Source organism: Acinetobacter sp. TR11 (assembly GCF_027105035.1).
Classification (GTDB): Bacteria; Pseudomonadota; Gammaproteobacteria; order Pseudomonadales; family Moraxellaceae; genus Acinetobacter.
The window spans coordinates 157,190-178,736 of the sequence record NZ_CP114256.1 but is presented as its reverse complement, the minus strand read 5'-3'; the positions used below and the strand labels follow the sequence as shown (position 1 = coordinate 178,736).

Genomic DNA, 21,547 nt, shown 5'->3' with positions numbered 1-21,547 from the left:
AAAGCACTAAAGCAATAAGCTACGAATATCTTTTAAAAGCTTGGTCAACTTATTGGTAAAACGTGCAGCATCAGCACCATTAATCACACGGTGATCATAAGACAATGACAATGGCAACATTAAGCGCGGTTCAAAGTCTTTACCATTCCATACAGGTTGCATGGTTGCTGGTGAAATACCCAAAATCGCGACTTGCGGCCAATTCACCAATGGCGTAAATGCAGTTCCACCAATACTACCTAAGCTGGTAATGGTGAAGTTAGCGCCTTGTAAATCTTTCGGCGACAATTTACGATCACGGGCTTTTTGGCTGAGCTCAGCCAATTCAGCTGCAATTTGCTTAATCGACTTTTGATCAGGATTACGCAATACAGGAACGGTTAAACCATCTGGTGTTGCCACCGCGATTCCCATATGGATTTCGTTACGTAACAATACCGATTTTTGATCATCCGCCAAATGCCCAGCAAAATACGGCTCTTCTTTTAACAAGTGCGCAACCGCCTTAGCAATAAAGGCCAAGATGGTTAAGCTCAAACCTTGCTTTTTAAAGCCATCTTTCAGTTCACCGCGCCATGCTTCAAGCTCGGTAATATCCGCCAAGTCAAACTGCGTCACTTGCGGAATGAAATTGTTCAATGACAATTGCGGTACAGACACTTGCTGTAAACGCGTCATTGTTTTCACTTCACCGCCACCAAATGCACTAAAGTCTGGTAACTTCGGTAAGCCTGAAGCCACTGCTGCCGCTTGTGGTACAGCGGTGGGTTGTGGTGCGGTCAGACGTGTTTTCACATAGGCAAAGACATCGTCTTTCATCACACGACCATGTTCACCTGATGCTTTCACCTGTCCAAGAACCACACCTAACTCACGTGCCAGTTTACGCACGGCTGGACCCGCATAGACTTTCGCATTGTCAGCTTCTTGCTGTTTAGTCAACTTCTCAGCTTGTGCAGGTTCACTTGGTGCTACTGCCTGTGGTTTTGCTGGTGCAGGTTGAGTAGCAGCTGGTTGAGCTTTTGGTGCAGATGCTGGTGCACCGGCCTGACCACTGACCTCAATCGTAGCCAAAGCCACGCCTTGACGCACTTCTTGATTGGCAGAGACATGGATCGCTTTCACAATCCCTGCTACTGAACTTGGCACTTCAACCGAAGCCTTATCTGACTCAACCACGCATAAGCTTTGTTGAGCTTCAACGCGATCACCAACATTGACCAGAATTTCTGAAACCAATGCTTTTTCTACACCTAGATCAGGTACTTCAATTTCAACATTACCTGTTGATGTATTGCTTGCGGCTGATACTTCTGTAGTTGCGACTGGCGCTTCTGGTTGAGCTGGAGCTGCTTGCGGTTCAGATGACGTTGCAGCGCTCGCAGTCTTGACCTGAATCAATACCACCCCTTCTTTAACACTATCACCTTCTTTGATTTGGATTGATTCAACAATCCCCGCAACCGAGCTTGGTACTTCTACAGTCGCTTTGTCCGATTCAACCACAACAATACTTTGTTCTGCATCAATTTCATCCCCAACTTTCACAAGGACTTCAGCAACCAATGCTTTTTCAACACCAATATCTGGTACTTTGACATCCACAACTTGCGAAGTAGTAGCAGCTGGTTTTGCAACCGGTGCTGGTTGAGTTTCAGCTTTCTCAGCTTGTGTTTCTACTTTTGGCGCTTCTGACTTCGGTGCTTCTTTCGCAGGTGCTTCAGTAGCAGACTCAGGCTCTAGTTCAACCAAAGCAACCCCTTCGGACACTTCATCACCTTGTTGAACTAAAATACTTTTCACAATACCTGCTGAAGTGCTCGGCACTTCAACGGTTGCTTTATCGGACTCTAAAACCAAAATGCTATCGTCAACAGCAACATGGTCGCCGACTTTCACCAAAATTTCTGCAACCAGTGCTTTATCTACGCCAATATCAGGTGCTTGGATTTGCATAATTATTTCCCCTCACCTGTTTGTGTTTCATTGTATTCAGCAACTGCCTGAACTTCTGGATGCGCTTGTGGCACCCATGCAACTGGACGATCCGTATCTAACTCAAAGTTAGAAATTGCATCTTTCACTAACCGTGCATCTACTTCGCCTTCGTCCGCTAGTTTTTTCAAAGTCGCAACCACGATATGTGCAGCATCAACACCAAAGAAACTACGTAAGTTCGCGCGTGTATCTGAACGCCCGTAACCATCTGTACCTAATGCAACAAATGGACGACCATCCGGAAGATATGCACGGATTTGTTCACTGTACGCACGCATATGGTCTGTGGCAGAAACAACAATACCTTCAGTACCACGTAACTGTTTAGATACCCAAGATTCTTTCACTTCTTCAGCAAGCGCAAGCGGGTGTAGGCGGTTATATTCTTCACATGCCATCCCATCACGTGACAACTCATTGAAGCTCGTTACACTCCAAACATTTGAGTGGATTTGATATTCATCACGTAAGATTTTCGCAGCTTTGATCACCTCACGAAGAATGACACCTGAACCCATTAATTGAACAGTTGCTTTTTCATCTTTTTCGAACAAGTACATACCACGTTTAATGCCTTCCTCAGCGCCTTCTGGCATTGCAGGATGCTCGTAGTTTTCGTTCATTACAGTGAGGTAGTAGAACACACGCTCTTGGTTCACATACATACGTTGTAAACCGTCATGAACGATTACAGCTAACTCATAGCCAAAACATGGATCATAAGATACACAGTTTGGAATCGTGTTCGCCAAGATATGTGAATGACCATCTTGATGCTGTAAACCTTCACCGTTCAATGTGGTACGACCAGCAGTCGCACCAAGCAAGAAACCTTGTGCTTGTGCATCACCCGCAGCCCATGCAATGTCACCAATACGTTGGAAACCAAACATTGAGTAGTACATGTACATTGGAATCATTGGTAAGTTATTGGTTGAATAACTGGTTGCCAACGCAGCCCATGCGCTCATCGCACCCGCTTCGTTAATTCCTTCTTGCAGCATGTGACCATCACTTGCTTCACGGTAATGCATTAACTGTTCTTGGTCTTCTGGGGTATATTTTTGACCGTGAGCCGCATAAATACCAAGCTGACGGAACATCCCTTCTAAACCAAAAGTACGTGCTTCATCTGGAACGATTGGCACGACGCGATCTTTAATTGCTTTTTCTTTCAGTAACGCAGCAATTAAACGAACCATCAGCATGGTGGTCGATTGCTCTTTACCGCCAGAACCATTTAATACAGCATCAAATACTGATAATTCAGGAATCGCTAAAGTTTCGCTCTCACGACGACGTGCAGGTAGGTAGCCACCTAATGCTTCACGACGCGCCTTCATGTACTTCATTTCTGGAGAGTTTTCACTTGGGCGATAGAATGGAAGCTCTTCTAACTTGTCATCTGTAAATGGCAAATTAAAACGGTCACGTACATATTTCAAAGAGTCGATCTGCATTTTTTTGATTTGATGCGTTTTGTTCACCGCTTCAATTTCTTCAGACAAACCATAGCCTTTAACCGTTTTTGCAAGGATAACAGTTGGTTGACCTTTGGCTTTCATTGCTTCTGCATAGGCAGCAAAAACTTTGTACGGATCATGACCACCACGGTTAAGATTATCGATGTCTTCATCGCTTAAATCTTTTACCAGTTCCGCAGCTTCTGGATACTTGCCAAAGAATTTTTCACGGGTATATGCACCACCTTTCACTTGATAGCGTTGATATTCACCATCCACTGTTTCTTCCATCACCGCTTTTAAAGCGCCTGAAGCATCTTGAGCAAGCAATGGATCCCAATGACGGCCCCACACTACTTTAATCACGCGCCAGCCCGCACCACGGAATAAAGATTCTAATTCTTGAATAATTTTACCGTTACCACGTACAGGACCATCGAGACGCTGTAAGTTACAGTTAACAACCCAGATCAAGTTATCAAGTTTTTCACGACCAGCAAGTGAAATTGCACCAGTACTTTCTGGCTCATCCATCTCACCATCGCCCAGATATGCCCAGACTTTACGATTTTCTTCTTTAATCAAACCACGATTCATCAAGTACTTTTGAATGTGTGCTTGGTAAATCGACATAATTGGACCCAAACCCATGGACACGGTTGGGAACTGCCAATAGTCCGGCATTAAATAGGGATGTGGATAACTCGGAAGACCATTACCACCGACTTCACGGCGGAAATTATTCAATTGATCTTCAGTTAAACGTCCTTCCAAGAATGAACGTGCATAGATACCAGGGGCACAGTGACCTTGGTAATAAATCATGTCGCCGCCAAAGTTATTACTGTTTGCGCGGAAGAAATGGTTAAAACCAACATCATATAAGGTTGCAGACGATGCGAAACTTGCAAGGTGACCACCGAGGTCATCGCCCGTTTTATTCGCACGTAATACCATTGCCAAAGCATTCCAGCGGATCAATGCGCGGATACGGCGTTCCATATCTTGGTCGCCTGGCATCGCGGGTTGTTCTTCAACAGAAATCGTATTGAGATAAGGTGTATTTAAGCGTTGGATCGGAACATGTTTTGCAATAGCCTGTTGATAAAGTTTTTCTAATAAGAATGCGGCGCGTTCCGTGCCCATATGTTGTAATACTGAATCAAATGCTTCTTGCCATTCTTGGGTTTCCTGCGCGTCTGAGTCGCCATAAAACGCCATACAATTCACCTTTTCCCTTAAGTTATTTTGACCTTATATATTTATCATGTTTTGGCGCTATGGAGGTATCGCCCCAAATGAATACAAAATCCCTTAATATTTTCTTGCTAAATAGTCATTGACTTAAATGAAACAAAAAATATAAAAAAACGCCAATTAAGGCGCTTTCTTTTAAAAATTAATATACAACTGTTAACAAATTAGCTTAAGGCAACATGGCAAGATAAGTTGTTGGATTTTTACGTTGACCATCTTTGACAACTTCAAAATGCAAATGTGGTCCTGTACAACGTCCAGTACAGCCTACATTGGCAATATGTTCGCCTGCACTAACGCGATCACCCGCATTCACCATTAAGCGTGAAGCATGTGCATAACGAGTGATATAACCGTTGCCATGATCGATTTCAACATATTGACCATAACCTGACCCCCAACCTGATTTGGTTACAACACCAGAACCCGTTGAATAAATAGGTGTACCTGATGGTGCTGCTAAATCAACACCCGAATGATGACGTGTCGTTCCTAATAAGGTGCGATTGCCCCATGTTGAACTTACTCGCCCTTCTTGAAGTGGATGATTAACTAGCCACGAATAACCTGTATTTGCTGAAAAAGATGGTGCATTATCTTCGGCAGTCGATGAAATCGCTGAACGACCATATTTTCTTTCGATCGTAGCATTATTCAATTCAATGGTTTTTTCGCGCAATTTAACTGATACATTCGATACGGCAGGCAAATCAATATCATCAGGATGGCTATAAGAACCTTGTGCTAAGGTTTTAGATAATTGCTCTAGGCGGTCACCATCTGTTGCTTGACCAATATTTTGATAATCTGCAAAAGCAACCGAAGCGGCTGAAGCAGCGAGTGAGAATGCAAGTAAAATACGACGCGTATGCATAAAAAACCTCTTGAAACCGTCCTTAAATAGTTCCTTTATCATCTCTTCCTTGATAACAGTTAAAATGAACGCTTAAGATGAGCAGATAACCTCGAAGGAAGTTAACATGTCTGAACCTAGCAACGTTTTTCAACAGAAAGGACAACACATAAAAACTGGAAACTTAACGTTTCTGACTACGCAAGTGACTCAATGGAAACAACTTACGAAAATTATTCAACCTATACTGCCCCAACCAGAGCAATGGCAGGTTGTTTGTTATCAACATGGTGTTTTGATCATAACTGGTGAAAATCAAGCGATGATTAGTCAACTCAGCTATTTACAAAGCAACTATGTTGCGCAGTTAGCTCAATTAGAAGGACTCAAAGACTTACGAAAAATCCAAGTTCGTCTAAGAAACAAAATGAATGTTCCTCGTGAACCTTCTCCCCCATCTAAAACACTTTCTTCAGAAACCCAAGAGCAGTTACGCAGCGCCGCTGAATATGTGAGCGACCCTAAGCTTAGCCAAGCTTTACTACGTTTGGCAAGCAATAAAAAGTAAACCACTTATCTTAGGTATTGAAATATACACTTATTTTATGTGAACTAAATCTCAACTTTTATTGTTATAATATAACATATCCAATAAAAGACAATGACTTATGTCACACTCACATAAGAAATCGGACAATCATTATCGTTATTAAATGTTACAATTTCATAACTGCTCGGATCATTTTGAACATTGCGTAACAGCTGATTATTGAGTGCATGCCCTGATTTATAGCCATCAAACTTAGCAATTACCTGATGACCTAATAAATATAAATCACCAACAGCATCTAAAATCTTATGACGCACGAACTCATCAGCAAAGCGTAATCCCTCTTCATTAACCACACCTGTATCATCAACACCAATCGCGTTCTCTAAGCTCGCCCCTAAAGCCAGATTATTCGCCTTTAAATAATCAAGATCTTTCATAAAGCCAAAAGTTCGCGCTTCACTGACTTCGTATACAAAAGTTTCCGTTGAAAAATCAATCGACACGGATTGGTATTCTTTAGCAAATGCGGGATGATCAAAATCAATCGTAAAGTTGAGTTGAAAACCTGAATGCGGGGTGAAAATAGCACGCTTATCTTCAATGAGTGCTTCAACAGGTTTTAGAATTCTAATAAATTTCTTTGGTGCATCTTGTTCCGCTAACTCACCTTGCATGAGTAAATAAATAAATGGCCCTGCGCTGCCATCCATAATCGGGACTTCTGAAGCAGAGACTTCGATGATTAAATTATCAATGCCTAATCCTGCTATAGCACTCATCACATGCTCAATCGTACCGACTTTTATATCTTCTCGCACAAGATTGGAACACATAAATGCTTCTTGAATGAGTAAAGCATTCGCAGGAATTTCTACAGGAGGATTGAGGTCAATACGGCGAAAGATAATACCTCCATCAATATGGTGAGGAACAAAATTAATCAGCACCTTTTGACCACTATGCAGACCAATACCGCTCGCTTTCACCACACGCTTGAGAGTACGTTGTTTCACCATACCATGACAACTTCATTTGCAAAAACCGATATAAGTTAGCATATTTTGCCATTTTAAAAAAATAAAAAAGGGAGCAATTACTTGCCCCCTCTCTCTAAACATATGATTTTATTATTTACGCTGCTGATTTTTCAGATAGTCTTGAATACTCATTGGCGATGAACGTGGTGTAGAACTTGGCGCTGCTGTAGCAGGTACGTCTACATTTGCACGTTTACTGATCGCTGGAACATCATCTTCATCAACTGGCTGCTGAGCAACTGCTTGAACAGGTGCATGATGTGCAGTCACTGTACGTTTCTTATGTTCAACTTCAGATGCATTACGGGTCAAACCAGTCGCAATCACAGTGACACGAAGTTCATCACGTGCATCAGGATCAAATACCGTACCGTAGAAGATTTCACCTTCATCCAAATCAACGATTTGGTTGACCACATCGGTAATAATTTCAGTTTCACGCAAGGTGATATCATCACCACCCGTGATATTGATCAGTACACCTTTCGCATTGATAATATTCACATTATCCAATAACGGGCTACGAATCGCTTGTTCAGCAGCTTGGCGCGCACGGTCTTCACCACGACCCAAACCCGCACCCATCATAGCATAACCACGAGTACTCATGGCTGTTTTCAAGTCTGCAAAGTCGAGGTTAATATGACCACGATTTACAACCAAGTCAAAGATACTACGAACGGCATTTAATAATACGTCATCTGCCTTTTTATAGGCATCTTTCATTGAAATATCGCCATAAACGCTGAGTAAGCGTTGGTTTGGAATGATAATCAGTGAGTCAACATGAGCCTCTAATGCATCTATCCCTTTTTCAGCTGATTTTTGACGGCGACGACCTTCGAAATTAAACGGGGTCGTTACTACACCTACGGTCAAGATGCCCATTTCTTTAGCAACTTCAGCCACAACTGGCGCAGCACCTGTTCCAGTACCACCACCCATCCCCGCGGTTACGAATACCATATCCGTACCTTCAAGGTGTTGGCGAATCACTTCGCGGCTTTCTTCAGCTGCGATTTGTCCAACTTCAGGGTTTGCACCTGCACCTAATCCACGCGTACTTTGCTCACCTAATTGGATTTTAAAAGGGGCATTCATGCTATCAAGTGCCTGTTTGTCAGTATTGGCACAAACAAACTTTACACCTTGAATATCGGATTGCACCATATGTTGGACAGCATTACCACCACCACCACCAACACCAAATACTGTGAAACGGGCTTGACCGTTGCCATCGTCTAGTTCATCTTCTATAAATTCAAATGAGGCCATGACCTTTAAATTTCCTAATATATTAAGTGGCAGTCACTTCAGCCCGTTACTGCCCTGATTTTTAAAACAACCGATGTTTAGGATGCTGTTCAATAATACATAGCTTGTCAAGTACAACGACTCACTATTACAACTTCCTAACAATTTTCCCCAAAATAAGTACAACTTAAAATATGGCTTTTAATTTGCTATTTAATGCATTCCAACCATTCGTAACACGATCCATGAAACTACGATCATTGGCTTCTTCCGGCTCTTCTACTGCATCCTGCAAATCACTTTGGCTAAACATCAATAATCCTGAAGCTGTCGCATACATTGAACGACGTAAGGCCGCAAGATGCTGGTCTTCAGCATAAACCTGTAAAGGTGGATTACCCAAATGTGCAGATACACCAAGCATACGACGTGCCAAATTCACCATACCTTCAATTTGACAAGCATCACCTGTGAGTACAACCCCATGATATAAACCATGTATTGCCCCACTATGCTCCAATTCTTCACGAATTAATGTAAAGATTTCTTCATAGCGCGCAATAATAATTTCTGCAAGCTCAATACGACTAATGGTCTGTTGTCCATCAATCGCTTGCACTTGGATCATATGGTCAGGTTTCACTACACTGAGATCAACACAACCATGTAAAATTTTAATACGTTCAGCTTCTTCAGTGGTCGTTTGTAAAACCGCTGCAATATCGCGGGTCACATTTTCACCACCACGTTGCAAGGTACGTACTAAAGCTAAACGACCATCTAAATATACTGCGATATTGGTAATCCCTGCACCAATATCAACTAAGCATACGCCATATTCTTTTTCATCTTTGAGCAAACTAGCTTCAGCCGTAGCTAAACTAGATACCACCATTTTCTCTACCCCGATATTCGCACCTTTCATGGCACGATCAAGGTTTTGCATGGTACTAATCGGCATCATCATCAATTGATAATGCCCGGTCATGCTATGAGCCGACATATTGACTGGGTTCTGCACCCATTCAGCCGAATCACCCAACTCGAAGCCTAATGGAACAGCACTCGCAAGATAATAATCTGGCGATACATGGCTCGCCTTGGCTAACTCTAATGCTCTAACCACTTCATTTGTCGTAATAATATGATCATGATTAGCTACTGGTGTACGGCCTGATGCATAAAAACTTTGCAATTCAGTACTTGGAATTGACACCCATGCGCTATGGATACGACACTCAGCCATATCTTCGGCTTCAGAGACTGCATTTTTAATCGCAGCAATCACCTTATCCAAGCTCACAATTTTGCCTTTAACCATGCCTCGGTTGCGAGCAGTTGCCATGCCAATCACTTGGATCTTATCCGGTGCATGGACCTTACCAATCAAAACTGAGACTTTATGCGTCCCAATATCAATCGCAACAACTGAGGAAACAGCTTCACTCATTACTTCATTACCATATCTTTTGTTGTTTAGTACGGGCAAACTGCCTGTTATTTTCAAGCCACGTATTATGGCTTTGCCTGAATTGCCCCTGCAAGGCTTGTGTCATCAATCGTTACAACTAACTGACCGTTGACAATCTTTGGCGGGATTGCGTTTTTCCATTGAATGGCCAAGCCATTCCGATAACGCAAATCAATTGCTGAGATTTTCGACCATACAGGTTTGAGATCCGTTTGTGCCAAATGGCTTAAGCGTTGAAGCTTGTTCATGGTTTGATCTTGATCCACAATAATCCGTAGACCCGAATCAAACTGCATAAACCACGTCATTCGCTCTGTTAAATACAATTCTTTTAATCTTAAATTCGCTGGATGAAACAGTTGATTAATTTCATTATAGCGACGCATCATCATTTTGGATTGGCTGACTGGCCCATGTAAAAGTGGCAAGTTTGGATGTACTTTTAATATAGCTTCACTAAAGACATCACCATTATCACTGAGCAAACGCCCTGTTCCCCAACGCGCAATTGCGTGACGCGGCATAACTCTTACACGAATCCCATTCGGCCAAGCTCGTGATACCACGACACGGTCAACCCAAGACACTTTTAGCGCCTGATCTCGAATTTGCTCTAAATCGGAAGTGAAATAGTTATCTTTGATAATTGGACTTAGATATTGCACTAACTGCTGATTTTCAATATCCGAGTTAGTCCCAACCACCTGTAATTGTGCGACTTTTGCATCAGTCATCACTTTATATAAGCCATAGAGACCAATTGCCAATACAATAAAAGCAATGATCAACAACGCCCAGCCACCTGCATTCATCATTTTTTGTTTCTGTGAAGGCGGTTTCTCATGAATCGAGCTAATGGCTGGCCGTATTTTACGGCGCATAGAAGCAGGGAGTTGAGCCATATATCATTAAGCCGATTGGGTTAAAGTTTGCTCTAAAATTGCAACACAGAGCTGATCGAAACTATAACCTACGGCTTGAGCTGCTTTAGGCACTAAAGAATGACTGGTCATTCCCGGTACGGTATTGACTTCTAACAACCAGAAATTGCCTTGCTCATCCTGCATTGCATCAATACGCCCCCAACCTTCCGCACCAACTGCTTGAAAAGCACGTAGACACAATGCTTGTAAGCTTTTCTCTTCATCTTCGCTTAAACCACAAGGAATGCCATATTCCACGTCATTGCGTTGATACTTTGCCTCATAGTCATAGAAAGCAACGTCTGCTGGCGGTTGTAAACGAATCACAGGCAGCGGTTGTCCATTCAAGAATGAAATGGTGAATTCACGACCCGTAATCCACTTTTCAGCCATCACGATAGCGTCATGCTGTGTCGCTTTCTCAATCGCAGCCGCAAAATCTTCTGCTTTTTCAACCTTACTCATGCCAACACTTGAGCCCTCATGTACTGGCTTGATAATGACAGGTAATCCTAAGTCTGCCACGACAGCATCTAGGTCAGAATCTTTGGTAATAATGCGATATGGTGCGGTCGGTAAATCGCTCCCTTGCCAAATTTGTTTGGTTTTGACTTTGTCCATCCCAATCGCAGAACCCTGCACACCCGTGCCTGTGTATGGAAGGTTTAACCACTCCAACACACCTTGGATCTGACCATCTTCACCACCACGACCATGCAATACGATAAAAGCACGATCATAACCGACTAACTCAGTCACGCTTCGCTCTTGTGGATCAAATGCTTCTGCTTGCACACCTGACCGCAACAAAGCCTCTAAAACGGCTTGACCACTATCCAATGACACAGCACGTTCAGCCGACTTCCCACCAAACAACACAGCAACTTTGCCGAATTTTGCAGCATTTGACACGTTTATATCCTTAAAAAAACTTCATATATTCTATTAAATTCCTCCCCACCTCCCTTTTCAAAGGGAGGAGTTCCCCCTTTAACAAAGGGGGTTAGGGGGATTTGGCATACAAACGATGCTGAGCCAATTCTACCGAAATTGCGCCCACGTTACCCGCGCCTTGTGTTAATAGCAAGTCATTCGCTTGTAACACTTTTTGTAAAACATTCGGCAAATTGCCATCAACTGGATCAACTAGAATCGGTTCAACTTCACCACGTAAACGAATACTGCGTGCCAAAGCACGGCTATCCGCACCCACAATCGGTTTTTCACCTGCTGGATAGACTTCCAGTAATAACAGTTGATCCACTTGCGATAACACATCGACGAAATCATCAAAACAATCACGGGTACGACTATAACGATGTGGTTGGAACAACATTACCAAACGACGGTCGGGATGGCTGGCACGCGCTGCTTTAATGGTGGCTTCTACCTCTTTCGGATGGTGACCATAGTCATCGACCAATTTCACCAAGCCTTCGCCCACTTCAAATTCACCTTGAACTTGGAAGCGACGACCCACTCCACTGAAGCCTTCTAAAGCACGGCAAATCGCACCATCAGAAACACCTTCATCAGTTGCCACACCAATCGCAGCCAATGCATTCAAGACATTATGCAGACCTGGTTGATTGATGGTGACACGTAATGGCTCACGATCTTTACGCAGTACAGTAAAGTGCGATTGCATACCTTCTTGTACCACATCGACTGCACGAATATCGTTATCTTCACCAAAACCGTAAGTCAAAGTTGGACGACCAATACGAGGAAGAATTTCACGAATATTGGCATCATCACCACAGACGACTGCCAAACCATAGAATGGTAAATTATGTAAGAACTGAATAAAGGTATCTTTTAACTTATCAAAGCTACCTTCATAAGTGTCCATATGATCTGCATCAATATTGGTCACGATCGCAGCCATCGGTTGCAAATACAAGAAAGATGCATCTGACTCATCGGCTTCTGCAACGATAAAACGGCTTTCACCCAGTGCAGCATTGACACCTGTGCTATTCAGCAAACCACCAATCACGTAAGTTGGATCTAGATTTTCTTCTGCCAACATCGTCGTTAATAAACTAGTCGTTGTGGTTTTACCATGTGTCCCTGCAACTGCAATACCGTGACGATAACGCATCAACTCACCTAGCATTTCTGCACGGCGCACAATCGGTGTGCGTTGTTCAATCGCGGCTTTAATTTCTGGATTTTCAGGATCAATCGCAGTTGATACTACTAGCACATTGGCATTTTTAATATTTTCAGCCGAATGCCCAATATAAACTTTAATACCATTGCTTTCGAGTTGCGCTGTGGTCTTTGAGGCTTTAATGTCTGAACCAGAAATTTTATAACCTTGATTGGCCAATACCTCGGCGATACCACACATCCCCGCACCACCAATCCCAACAAAGTGGATATGTTTAATACGGCGCATTTCCGGCACTTTGATGAGCTTTTTGGCTTGGTTTGGATTTTTTGGAGACATAAATAAACTCGAATTACAATTTTTTAATCAGATCAACCACATGCTGAGTTGCATTCGGTTGTGCTTGTTGACGTGCTTTAATTGCCATTTCAGACAGTAGTTGGCGATTTAATAATGTGGCTAACAACTCATCTAAAACAGCGGGTGTCATGTCTGCTTGTTGACAAATCTTCGCAGCGCCGACATTTGCTAAAAATTTCGCATTTGCGGTCTGGTGATCATCCACTGCGATAGGCAGCGGAACAAACACTGCAGCAAGACCCGCAGTTGCGACTTCTGTAACCGTTAATGCGCCAGCACGGCAAATAATTAAATCAGCGTCACTGTAGGCTTTTGCCATATCATGAATAAATGGCTCAACTTGAATATTCAAACTTGCAGGCGCACCCTGATAACGCTCACGCGTTGTATCTTGCTGATTTTGGCCACATTGATGAAACACATTCAATGGAACATTGACCTTTTTCAGAGCTTCAGGCAAACGCTCATTCAGTGCTTGTGCACCCAGTGAACCACCAACAATCAAAATATTCAGTGGTAATTGTTCTTGCTCACGGGTTTGATAACGCCATGATGGGTTCAAAATCGCAGTAATTTCAGCACGCACAGGATTGCCTGTGGTCACGACTTTATCACTGTTTGCAAATGTATTTGGAAAAGCCTGACACACGGTCTTGGCAATACGCGCCAATTGGGTGTTGGTAAATCCTGCAATGGCATTCTGTTCATGGATTAACACAGGAATACCGAGTAAACGTGCAGCCAAGCCACCTGGTCCAGCGACATAACCACCGAAACCCGCCACAGCATCAATGTTTAATTGCTTCATATAGCGCATCGCGCTTAATGTTGCTTTTAGAATTTTAAATGGCGCAGTCAGCTTACGTAAAATACCATTCCCACGTACGCCTTGAATATCAATTTGATAAATCGGAATATTTTGATCTTTAAGTAACCGATTTTCCATTCCTGTAGGCGTCGCTAACCAAGAGACTTGGCAGCCTTCTTGTTGCAGTTGTTTGGCAACAGCAAGCGCAGGGAAAACATGCCCACCTGTACCAGCGGCCATCATCATGACATGTTTAGCTTTGTTCTGTGGTGAATTGGTCACGGTCTAATTCTTCAACTCAAAAGAAGGTTATCGTCTATTGTTTTCGGGAGTTATTCTAATCCTAAAGCTTCATTCACGAAAAGCGAATTTCACCTGTTTACAACAGAAAGCTAAGCTTTTTTTAATTCTTTGTTGAAAACAAGGTTCTGCCAATATCCAAACGCCCATTTGCACATAAATTTAATCGAAATACAAACGGGCAGTTTGGTCAAAAAATGGCGTAATCTTAGCTGTTTCGCCCCACTTCTAGCACATCAAATAAATCGTCTGCAATCGAGGTTCCAAATTGTGCATCAATCTCACGGATACAGGTCGGACTGGTGACATTAATTTCAGTGACATAATTGCCAATCACATCAAGACCGACAAAAACCAAACCTTTTTCACGCAGGAAAGGCCCGACTTTCGCCGCAATCATTTTGTCATTTTCAGTGAGTGGACGTGCCTGACCTAGACCACCTGCTGCCAAATTACCTCGTACTTCACCATTTTGCGGAATACGCGCTAAACAATATGGAATCGGTTCACCATTGACCATCAAGATACGCTTATCACCTTCAACAATTTCAGGAATATAGCGTTGTGCCATGATTGGACATGTACCCATTTCGGTGAGCATTTCCAAAGTTGAACCAATATTTACCCCATCTTGGTATAAACGGAAAATACCCATCCCACCCATACCATCCAAAGGTTTCACAATCACATCGCCATGTTCTTTAATAAATTCACGAATCAAGCTTTGTTGTGAAGTCACTAAAGTTGGCACTTGAAGTTCTGGAAATTGAGTCGCGAACAACTTTTCATTACAGTCGCGTAGCGATTGTGGTTTATTAATAATCCATGCCCCTTCACGTTCAGCTTGTTCCAGAATATAAGTGGTATAGACAAAATTCATATCAAACGGTGGGTCTTTACGCATCAGCACCACATCGTAATCCGCCAATGACTCTTTGCGCTTCTCGCCCAACTCATAATAATGATCGTAATCTTCGAAGACTTTAAGCGGTGAAATCAAGCCAAAAGCTTTGCCTTGATCGATATATAAATCGTGTTGTAATGCATAACCCAATTCATGACCGCGACGGCTTGCCGCCCATAACATTGCCATCGTGGAATCTTTCTTGAGATTCACTGTTTCAATTGGGTCCATCACCACAAGTACACGCATAGTTTGACGCTCATATTTTTAATCTTGGCAAAAAGTATAGCGAAGTTTAATGGTGATGTTTAAACAAGTTATGTAATTATTAAATGTAAAAAATTCTAATTTATTCAAATCACTAGATTCGATTTATTTAAATAGATGACTTTCTGAGTGATAAAAATTAAAAAATTACTGGTAGATGATTTCGATACCAGTAATTTCTAAAGCATTCAATTTTATATTCAACTTATGCCAAGAGTTTCTGAATATCTTTGCTAATTTTTTCAGGTTTGGTGGTTGGTGAATAGCGTTTGATGACTTCACCATTTTGGTTAATCAAAAACTTGGTGAAATTCCATTTGATGCTTTCACTACCTAAAATACCTTTGGCTTCTGAAGTGAGATATTTATAAATCGGATGTGCATTTGAGCCATTCACATCAACTTTGGCAAACATTGGAAATGACACCCCATAGTTGCGCTGACAGAAGCTGCCAATTTCTTCATTGCTTGATGGGTCTTGGTTAGCAAACTGGTTACATGGAAAGCCTAAAATCACTAAACCTTGTTGTTGATAGTCCTGATATAGCTTCTCAAGTCCTTCGAATTGTGGGGTTAAGCCACATTGACTTGCCGTGTTCACCACCAATAAAACTTTGCCTTGATAATCTGCAAAGTTCTTTTGCTCACCTTCTAAAAGTTCAGCCTGAAAATCATAAATTGTGGTCATACAACATCTCGCTCTGATTCAATCAATCTTATTTGCTTAATAGCTTTGTCTATTTGTTCAGCTATGCGAATTAATATTGCACACAATTATATTGTGTGCAAGTTAATTATGCACAATATACTTTTGGGACTTTTCAACTTATACTGCTTATGAGCAATTACGATGTTAAGGACAGAATCATGAGCGAATTTTCTCTTTTAGAAAACAAAGTGTGTTTTGCGATGTATTCCGCGACCAATGCAATGATTCGCCAATATCGTCCTTTGCTTCAGGAATACGATCTGACCTATCCGCAGTTTATTGTGTTACTGGCTTTGTATGAAAAGGACAATGTAACGTTGTCTGAAATTGGTCAAAAAACCTTTTTTGATTCGGGCACCCTGACGCCAATTATTAAAAAACTCGAAGAAAAACAGTTTTTAAAGCGCGTTGCGGTGAAAGAAGATGAGCGTATGAAAAAAGTGATCTTGCTTGAAAAAGCACTTGCTGCAAAAGATGAAATTACCTTAATTCCTTTTAAACTCGCCTGCTCTTTGGGTGTGGATCCAAATGATTTGGTGGCAATTCATAATCTATGCCATCGTTTTTTAAAGGGTTTAGAGGATTATAAACTCGAAAGTTTGAGTGAATAAATGCAACAAGCCATTGTTGGATTTCATCTCGATGAAGAAAATCATTGGGTGGCTGACCTAGCCTGTGGTCATACGCAACATGTACGCCATGATCCACCGTGGCAAAATCGCCCTTGGGTTTTGACGGAGCAAGGGCGTAAAGAAAAGTTAGGGGTGATGTTGGAATGTAAAAAGTGTGAGGAAGAATGATTCACATAAGAGATTTTATATTGAATATAAGTATGGAAACATGTCGATGTGGTGTGTGAATCATAATCTCAGCCTACCCTATGTAGGAAAGTAAAATTATGAACTATCATGGACGATCGATACATAGCTACGTTAGCTCATAATTGTTATTCGGCAATACTTTAAGAGTAAACAAGTTTTTATCGGCTCTTATAGTAAATGCTGAGAGTTGAAATAATTTAATCTTTTATATTTTTTATTTGGCTATAAAAATGTTTGATTTAAATAAATTTGATAAGAATTTTGATGAAGCTTATGAAAGCTTAAACCTTACTTTAACATCAAGAGAGTTGGCTATTTGGAGACTACTAACTGTTGCAGAAGACTTTACTAGAATAATGTATATGAGTATTGGAATTAATGATCCAGTTGTATTTTCTATTAAATTAGATGAGATGAAGTATATTTATAAATTTTCTATAAATAAAATTTATAAGGACTTTAAAAGCTTTCCATCTTTAAATCTTAAATTATCTACAGACAAAAAGTCGTATCCAGAATACTTTAATTTTATTCTAAAAACTATTGATTACAAAAAAGCAGTACACTTAATGTCCATGCTCCACACTAACACATTCTCCATTCAATCAACAACCAATAATAATTACTATATAAAGTATAAAAATGATTACAATATAAGTTACAACATGCTTGAATCAATAGGAATTAACAAACCAAAGACTGATGATTTTATTTCATTGTTAGTTAATTTTTACTTTAGACAAGATGATAATTATTTTGTAAATAGAATCTCTGAAATATTATATGAAAATGTTTTCTTAAAAAAAAGAAAAATTAAATATAATTTTAATAAAAAATTGTTTAAAGAAATAATTTCTGTAGCAGGACATCGTGAAAGAGAAAGATTACACTTAGAAGTTTTTCATTATAGTTGGGGGAGTTCTGATCTAACAGCTAAATTAATAGATGCTTTAATTTATAGGTGTTTATATCACTTAATATCCATAAGAGTTGCAAATATAAAATATAATTTTATTGGAGGTTTTGAGGATTCATTAGTTTTAGTTACAGAAAAAAATAAACTTATTAATGATATATCTTTAATATCAGATATTAAGGATATAGAAAAAATTAAAGAATTTTTAGAGTTTTTAGAATTTCCAAAAAATTTAGACAAATCATTAAGTTCTGATGCTGCATTACAGCCATTATTTTTACATCAAAAAGAATATTTCATTCCATGTTTCCATATCATAGAGTCAAACATTGAAAGAAATCTAATGACTTTGTTTGCAAGAAATGATTCTAAAAATTTTGACAAACAAAGTAATATTTTTGAGAAAAAAATGATTAATCAAATAGAAGGAAATTTAATTAATCAAATATATAAAAAAAATTATAAAAAAAGAATAAATAAAAAAGATCAGGAATTTGATTTTCTATTTATTGACGAGATCAATAAAAAAATATTAATTATAGAGCTTAGATGGATGATTCAGCCAGCAGACCCAAGAGAAGTTATTAACAAAAGAAAGGCTTGTTATGAAAAAGTTCAAAAAGTGAAAGAGAAAAAAAATTTTTACTTGAAAATCTACCTGAATTTTCTGTAGATTTAAAAATCCCTTCAATAGATAAATATAGTATAGATGGTATAATTGTAATTGATGGATACTCAGGTATTTTTACTGATAATTTAGAAATTCCATTAGTACCAATAGAAATATTTAATATTGCTTTAAAAAACACAAAAGATTTCAACCATCTTTATAAAAGTTTATGTAGCTTAGAATGGTTACCTAAAAAAAATGAACATTTTAAATTAGATTCATATACTCTCAACAATAATGAATATATTTTTCATGTCCCAGGTCTTGAAATACTAGATAACTCCCCATACAAATATCTGGAATCATTAGAATTTTTCTTCAAAACCTATAAATAATATGTTTTTAGCTTTCTAATTTTAAGCCTATCTAAAATCAATATATTATAATACATCTCATGCGAAATATTTTAACTTTTTCACATCAACACCTTATAAGCCTTTCTAGGGTTCAGCACACTGGAACGGATTTTTTAGTGATTATTCACATTTCACACCTATTTTTAAACATTATTTACAATAATCTATTAACTCAACAAAAAAAGGAAGCCTTCGCTTCCTTTTCATATTCATCTAAAACTTAGATGCCATATTTTTCACGATACGCTTGCATATTGGCCAAAGCGTCTTTCTCGCCTTTTGCATCCAAATAATCCATTAAATCTTTCATCGTGATTAAAGCATGCACAGGAATTTCGAGTTCTTTTTGCACTTCCTGAATCGCAGAAAGCTCACCCTGACCACGTTCTTGACGATCTAGCGCAACCAACACCCCTGCAATCGTCGCACCTGCATTTTTTAAAATAGTCACAACTTCGCGAATCGCAGTCCCCGCAGTGATCACATCATCAATGATCCACACTTTTTGACCTGCAACCGATGCACCAACCAACACACCACCTTCACCATGATCTTTAGCTTCTTTACGGTTAAAACCCCAAGGTACACTCTTGCCATGTACTTGAGACAATGCCACCGCAGTCGCCGCAACAAAAGGAATGCCTTTGTACGCAGGGCCAAAAATCACACCAACGTTTTCACACTGAACCAATTTATCGGCATAACCTTGTGCTAACAAAGATAACGCTTCGCCATCATTAAGCAAACCCGCGTTAAAGAAATAAGGACTGACACGACCTGATTTTAAGGTAAACTCACCAAATTTAAGCACACCACGTGATAATGCGAGTTCGATAAAAGCTTGCGGATGAAATGACACAGGCGTTGTCATATAAGGTGCTCCAAATTCTTTAATTGAGGTTAAACAGACGTATGATACCAAAGGATCGCTATCCAAGTGATGTAAAAATTCTTCGAGTGGTTTCAATTAACGTAAATGGTCTACGTTCATCTGTGACCAAAGGTCTGCTTGAGTGGTTAGAACAGTCCGATGCCGATGTGGTGTGTATGCAAGAAAGCCGCATCACTCATGAACAATGGACGGATAAATTTAAACCTGAAGGTTGGTACACGCATCTATTCCCTGCTGAACGTGCAGGCTATGCAGGCACAGCCATTTATAGTCGCTTACCTTTTGTCTCTGTGCAAAATGGCTTAGGCTTTGAATTGGCAGATTCGCAAGGACGTTTTATCACGGCGAAATTCGATTTAGGTCTGTCACACCCTGTTCATATTGCTTCGTTATACTTGCCGTCAGGTTCAAGCGGTGATGAAGCGCAAGCACGTAAAGATTTATTTCTTCAAGAATACGCCCAAATACTCAAACAATGGCGAAATGAAAATAAATCCATCATCGTGTGTGGTGATTACAATATCGTGCATAAGCGTATTGATATTAAAAACTGGTCAGGCAATCAGAAATCATCTGGCTGTTTGCCACATGAACGTGCATGGCTCGACCATATTTATGATGAACTTGGCTATGTAGATACCTTCCGTGAGGTACGAAAAGAAGCCGAATTGTATTCATGGTGGTCAAATCGTGGGCAAGCACGTGCGAAAAATGTCGGTTGGCGTATCGACTATCAAGCCTGTTCTCCTGATTGGAAAGCACGCACTGCAAATGCTTGGGTCTATAAAGAACAATGGTTTAGTGACCATGCACCTGTGATTATTGATTACAAAATACACGAATAAGTGAACACTTGTTCACTTTGTCCGTCTCTTTAGCTTACATATCATGTCGTTTTTTGTGTATTTTTATTTACCAGCTGTAACGGCATTATAGCACCACGGCACAGGGAAGCGGTCAGGATGACCAAAAAGGGATAGGACGCCGTAGGAAGACAAAATAAACTTAGATTAAGTTTATTTGCAAGGATGAGACATTGGACGTTGAAATGAGACCCGCATGATCAGGATGATTAGATGCGGGTTTTCTCTTTTTATGTATTCAATATTTTGCTCAATTTTATCTTGCGCATAAATCATCAATGCACTTTTACGAAAGACAATAGACCCACAAACTTTATAATTATTTTCAACTGGTACATTCCCTGCCTTTTAAGTTAGGCTTTAACGCATATCTTTCATTGTGTTGTTATGGTTTTCAGTATGTTTAAAATTTATGGTATTAAAAATTGTAGTTCAATGAAAAAGGCTTTCGATGCCTTACAAGCACAAGGTATTGCTTACGAATTTCATGATTATAAAAAACAAGCGATTGATGCTGACACTTTAGCAATTTGGCTAAAAGAGATTGGCGCAGATAAGGTCCTAAATAAAAAAGGTACGACTTGGCGTAAATTAACCGAAGCAGAACAGACACATGCAACCAGTAATCAGGAAAATTTGATTGAAACTTTAATTGCTCAGCCGAGTTTGATTAAACGTCCCGTTTTACAAACACCTGAAGGCTTTGTCATTGGCTTTGATGAAGCGACTTATCAAGCTTTATCAGCATAAATGACT

19 protein-coding genes are annotated in these 21,547 nt (G+C 40.3%); 6 read left to right on the top strand and 13 right to left on the bottom strand.

Annotation, left to right across the window (positions count from 1 at the left end):
• Positions 1–6 precede the first annotated feature (6 nt).
• The 3 genes from O1450_RS00800 to O1450_RS00790 all read right to left on the bottom strand — a co-directional run bounded on the left by O1450_RS00800 (position 7) and on the right by O1450_RS00790 (position 5,592).
• The gene (locus tag O1450_RS00800; protein WP_269229351.1) at positions 7–1,956 is read right to left on the bottom strand and encodes a 2-oxo acid dehydrogenase subunit E2; all 1,950 of its coding nucleotides are present in this window, start codon (positions 1,954–1,956) and stop codon (positions 7–9) included.
• 2 nt (positions 1,957–1,958) lie between these two features.
• A complete protein-coding gene (aceE, locus tag O1450_RS00795; RefSeq protein ID WP_269229350.1) occupies positions 1,959–4,682 on the bottom strand; it encodes a pyruvate dehydrogenase (acetyl-transferring), homodimeric type in 2,724 nt (907 codons plus the stop codon).
• 205 nt (positions 4,683–4,887) lie between these two features.
• Complete coding sequence (locus tag O1450_RS00790) at positions 4,888–5,592, bottom strand: M23 family metallopeptidase (protein ID WP_005219268.1); 705 nt, start codon at positions 5,590–5,592, stop codon at positions 4,888–4,890.
• Between the two features lie 106 nt (positions 5,593–5,698).
• On the opposite strand from O1450_RS00790, the gene O1450_RS00785 reads away from it, so the two are divergent.
• A complete protein-coding gene (locus tag O1450_RS00785) occupies positions 5,699–6,139 on the top strand; it encodes a hypothetical protein (protein WP_004659883.1) in 441 nt (146 codons plus the stop codon).
• 98 nt (positions 6,140–6,237) lie between these two features.
• Here O1450_RS00785 and lpxC read toward each other — a convergent pair whose 3' ends face one another.
• From lpxC to O1450_RS00740, 9 genes are all read right to left on the bottom strand, one after another.
• Complete coding sequence (lpxC, locus tag O1450_RS00780) at positions 6,238–7,140, bottom strand: UDP-3-O-acyl-N-acetylglucosamine deacetylase (protein ID WP_046739818.1); 903 nt, start codon at positions 7,138–7,140, stop codon at positions 6,238–6,240.
• Positions 7,141–7,251: 111 nt separating this feature from the next.
• Entirely contained in the window at positions 7,252–8,436 is a 1,185-nt protein-coding gene (ftsZ, locus tag O1450_RS00775; RefSeq protein ID WP_269229349.1) for a cell division protein FtsZ, read from the bottom strand.
• 166 nt (positions 8,437–8,602) lie between these two features.
• The gene (ftsA, locus tag O1450_RS00770) at positions 8,603–9,865 is read right to left on the bottom strand and encodes a cell division protein FtsA (RefSeq protein WP_269229348.1); all 1,263 of its coding nucleotides are present in this window, start codon (positions 9,863–9,865) and stop codon (positions 8,603–8,605) included.
• Positions 9,866–9,930: 65 nt separating this feature from the next.
• The gene (locus tag O1450_RS00765; RefSeq protein ID WP_269229347.1) at positions 9,931–10,788 is read right to left on the bottom strand and encodes a cell division protein FtsQ/DivIB; all 858 of its coding nucleotides are present in this window, start codon (positions 10,786–10,788) and stop codon (positions 9,931–9,933) included.
• A 6-nt stretch (positions 10,789–10,794) separates the two neighbouring features.
• Entirely contained in the window at positions 10,795–11,721 is a 927-nt protein-coding gene (locus O1450_RS00760; protein WP_269229346.1) for a D-alanine--D-alanine ligase, read from the bottom strand.
• A 91-nt stretch (positions 11,722–11,812) separates the two neighbouring features.
• A complete protein-coding gene (gene murC / locus O1450_RS00755; protein WP_269229345.1) occupies positions 11,813–13,264 on the bottom strand; it encodes a UDP-N-acetylmuramate--L-alanine ligase in 1,452 nt (483 codons plus the stop codon).
• A gap of 13 nt (positions 13,265–13,277) precedes the next feature.
• A complete protein-coding gene (gene murG / locus O1450_RS00750; RefSeq protein WP_269229344.1) occupies positions 13,278–14,375 on the bottom strand; it encodes an undecaprenyldiphospho-muramoylpentapeptide beta-N-acetylglucosaminyltransferase in 1,098 nt (365 codons plus the stop codon).
• Between the two features lie 226 nt (positions 14,376–14,601).
• Positions 14,602–15,546 (bottom strand): glutathione synthase, encoded by a 945-nt coding sequence (gene gshB / locus O1450_RS00745; RefSeq protein ID WP_269229343.1) that lies wholly within the window; start codon positions 15,544–15,546, stop codon positions 14,602–14,604.
• 223 nt (positions 15,547–15,769) lie between these two features.
• Positions 15,770–16,252, bottom strand: coding sequence for a glutathione peroxidase (locus O1450_RS00740; RefSeq protein WP_005052532.1), 483 nt, complete (start codon positions 16,250–16,252; stop codon positions 15,770–15,772).
• Positions 16,253–16,431: 179 nt separating this feature from the next.
• Here O1450_RS00740 and O1450_RS00735 point away from each other — a divergent pair, with 179 nt between their 5' ends.
• The 3 genes from O1450_RS00735 (at position 16,432) to O1450_RS00725 (ending at position 18,683) form a co-directional block, all read left to right on the top strand.
• Complete coding sequence (locus O1450_RS00735; protein ID WP_269229342.1) at positions 16,432–16,884, top strand: MarR family winged helix-turn-helix transcriptional regulator; 453 nt, start codon at positions 16,432–16,434, stop codon at positions 16,882–16,884.
• Entirely contained in the window at positions 16,885–17,073 is a 189-nt protein-coding gene (locus O1450_RS00730) for a DUF3565 domain-containing protein (protein ID WP_269229341.1), read from the top strand. It begins immediately after the preceding gene.
• Positions 17,074–17,324: 251 nt separating this feature from the next.
• Positions 17,325–18,683: a hypothetical protein gene (locus tag O1450_RS00725; protein WP_269229340.1), complete on the top strand. Its 1,359-nt coding sequence runs from the start codon at positions 17,325–17,327 to the stop codon at positions 18,681–18,683.
• A gap of 573 nt (positions 18,684–19,256) precedes the next feature.
• Here the strand turns inward: O1450_RS00725 and pyrE are convergent.
• The gene (gene pyrE, locus O1450_RS00720) at positions 19,257–19,907 is read right to left on the bottom strand and encodes an orotate phosphoribosyltransferase (protein ID WP_004659863.1); all 651 of its coding nucleotides are present in this window, start codon (positions 19,905–19,907) and stop codon (positions 19,257–19,259) included.
• A 41-nt stretch (positions 19,908–19,948) separates the two neighbouring features.
• Between pyrE and O1450_RS00715 the strand changes: the two genes are divergently transcribed.
• Positions 19,949–20,773 (top strand): exodeoxyribonuclease III, encoded by an 825-nt coding sequence (locus O1450_RS00715; protein ID WP_269229339.1) that lies wholly within the window; start codon positions 19,949–19,951, stop codon positions 20,771–20,773.
• A gap of 417 nt (positions 20,774–21,190) precedes the next feature.
• On the top strand, positions 21,191–21,541 hold the full coding sequence (locus tag O1450_RS00710; protein ID WP_269229338.1) for an arsenate reductase: 351 nt from the start codon (positions 21,191–21,193) through the stop codon (positions 21,539–21,541).
• The last annotated feature ends 6 nt before the right edge of the window (positions 21,542–21,547 follow it).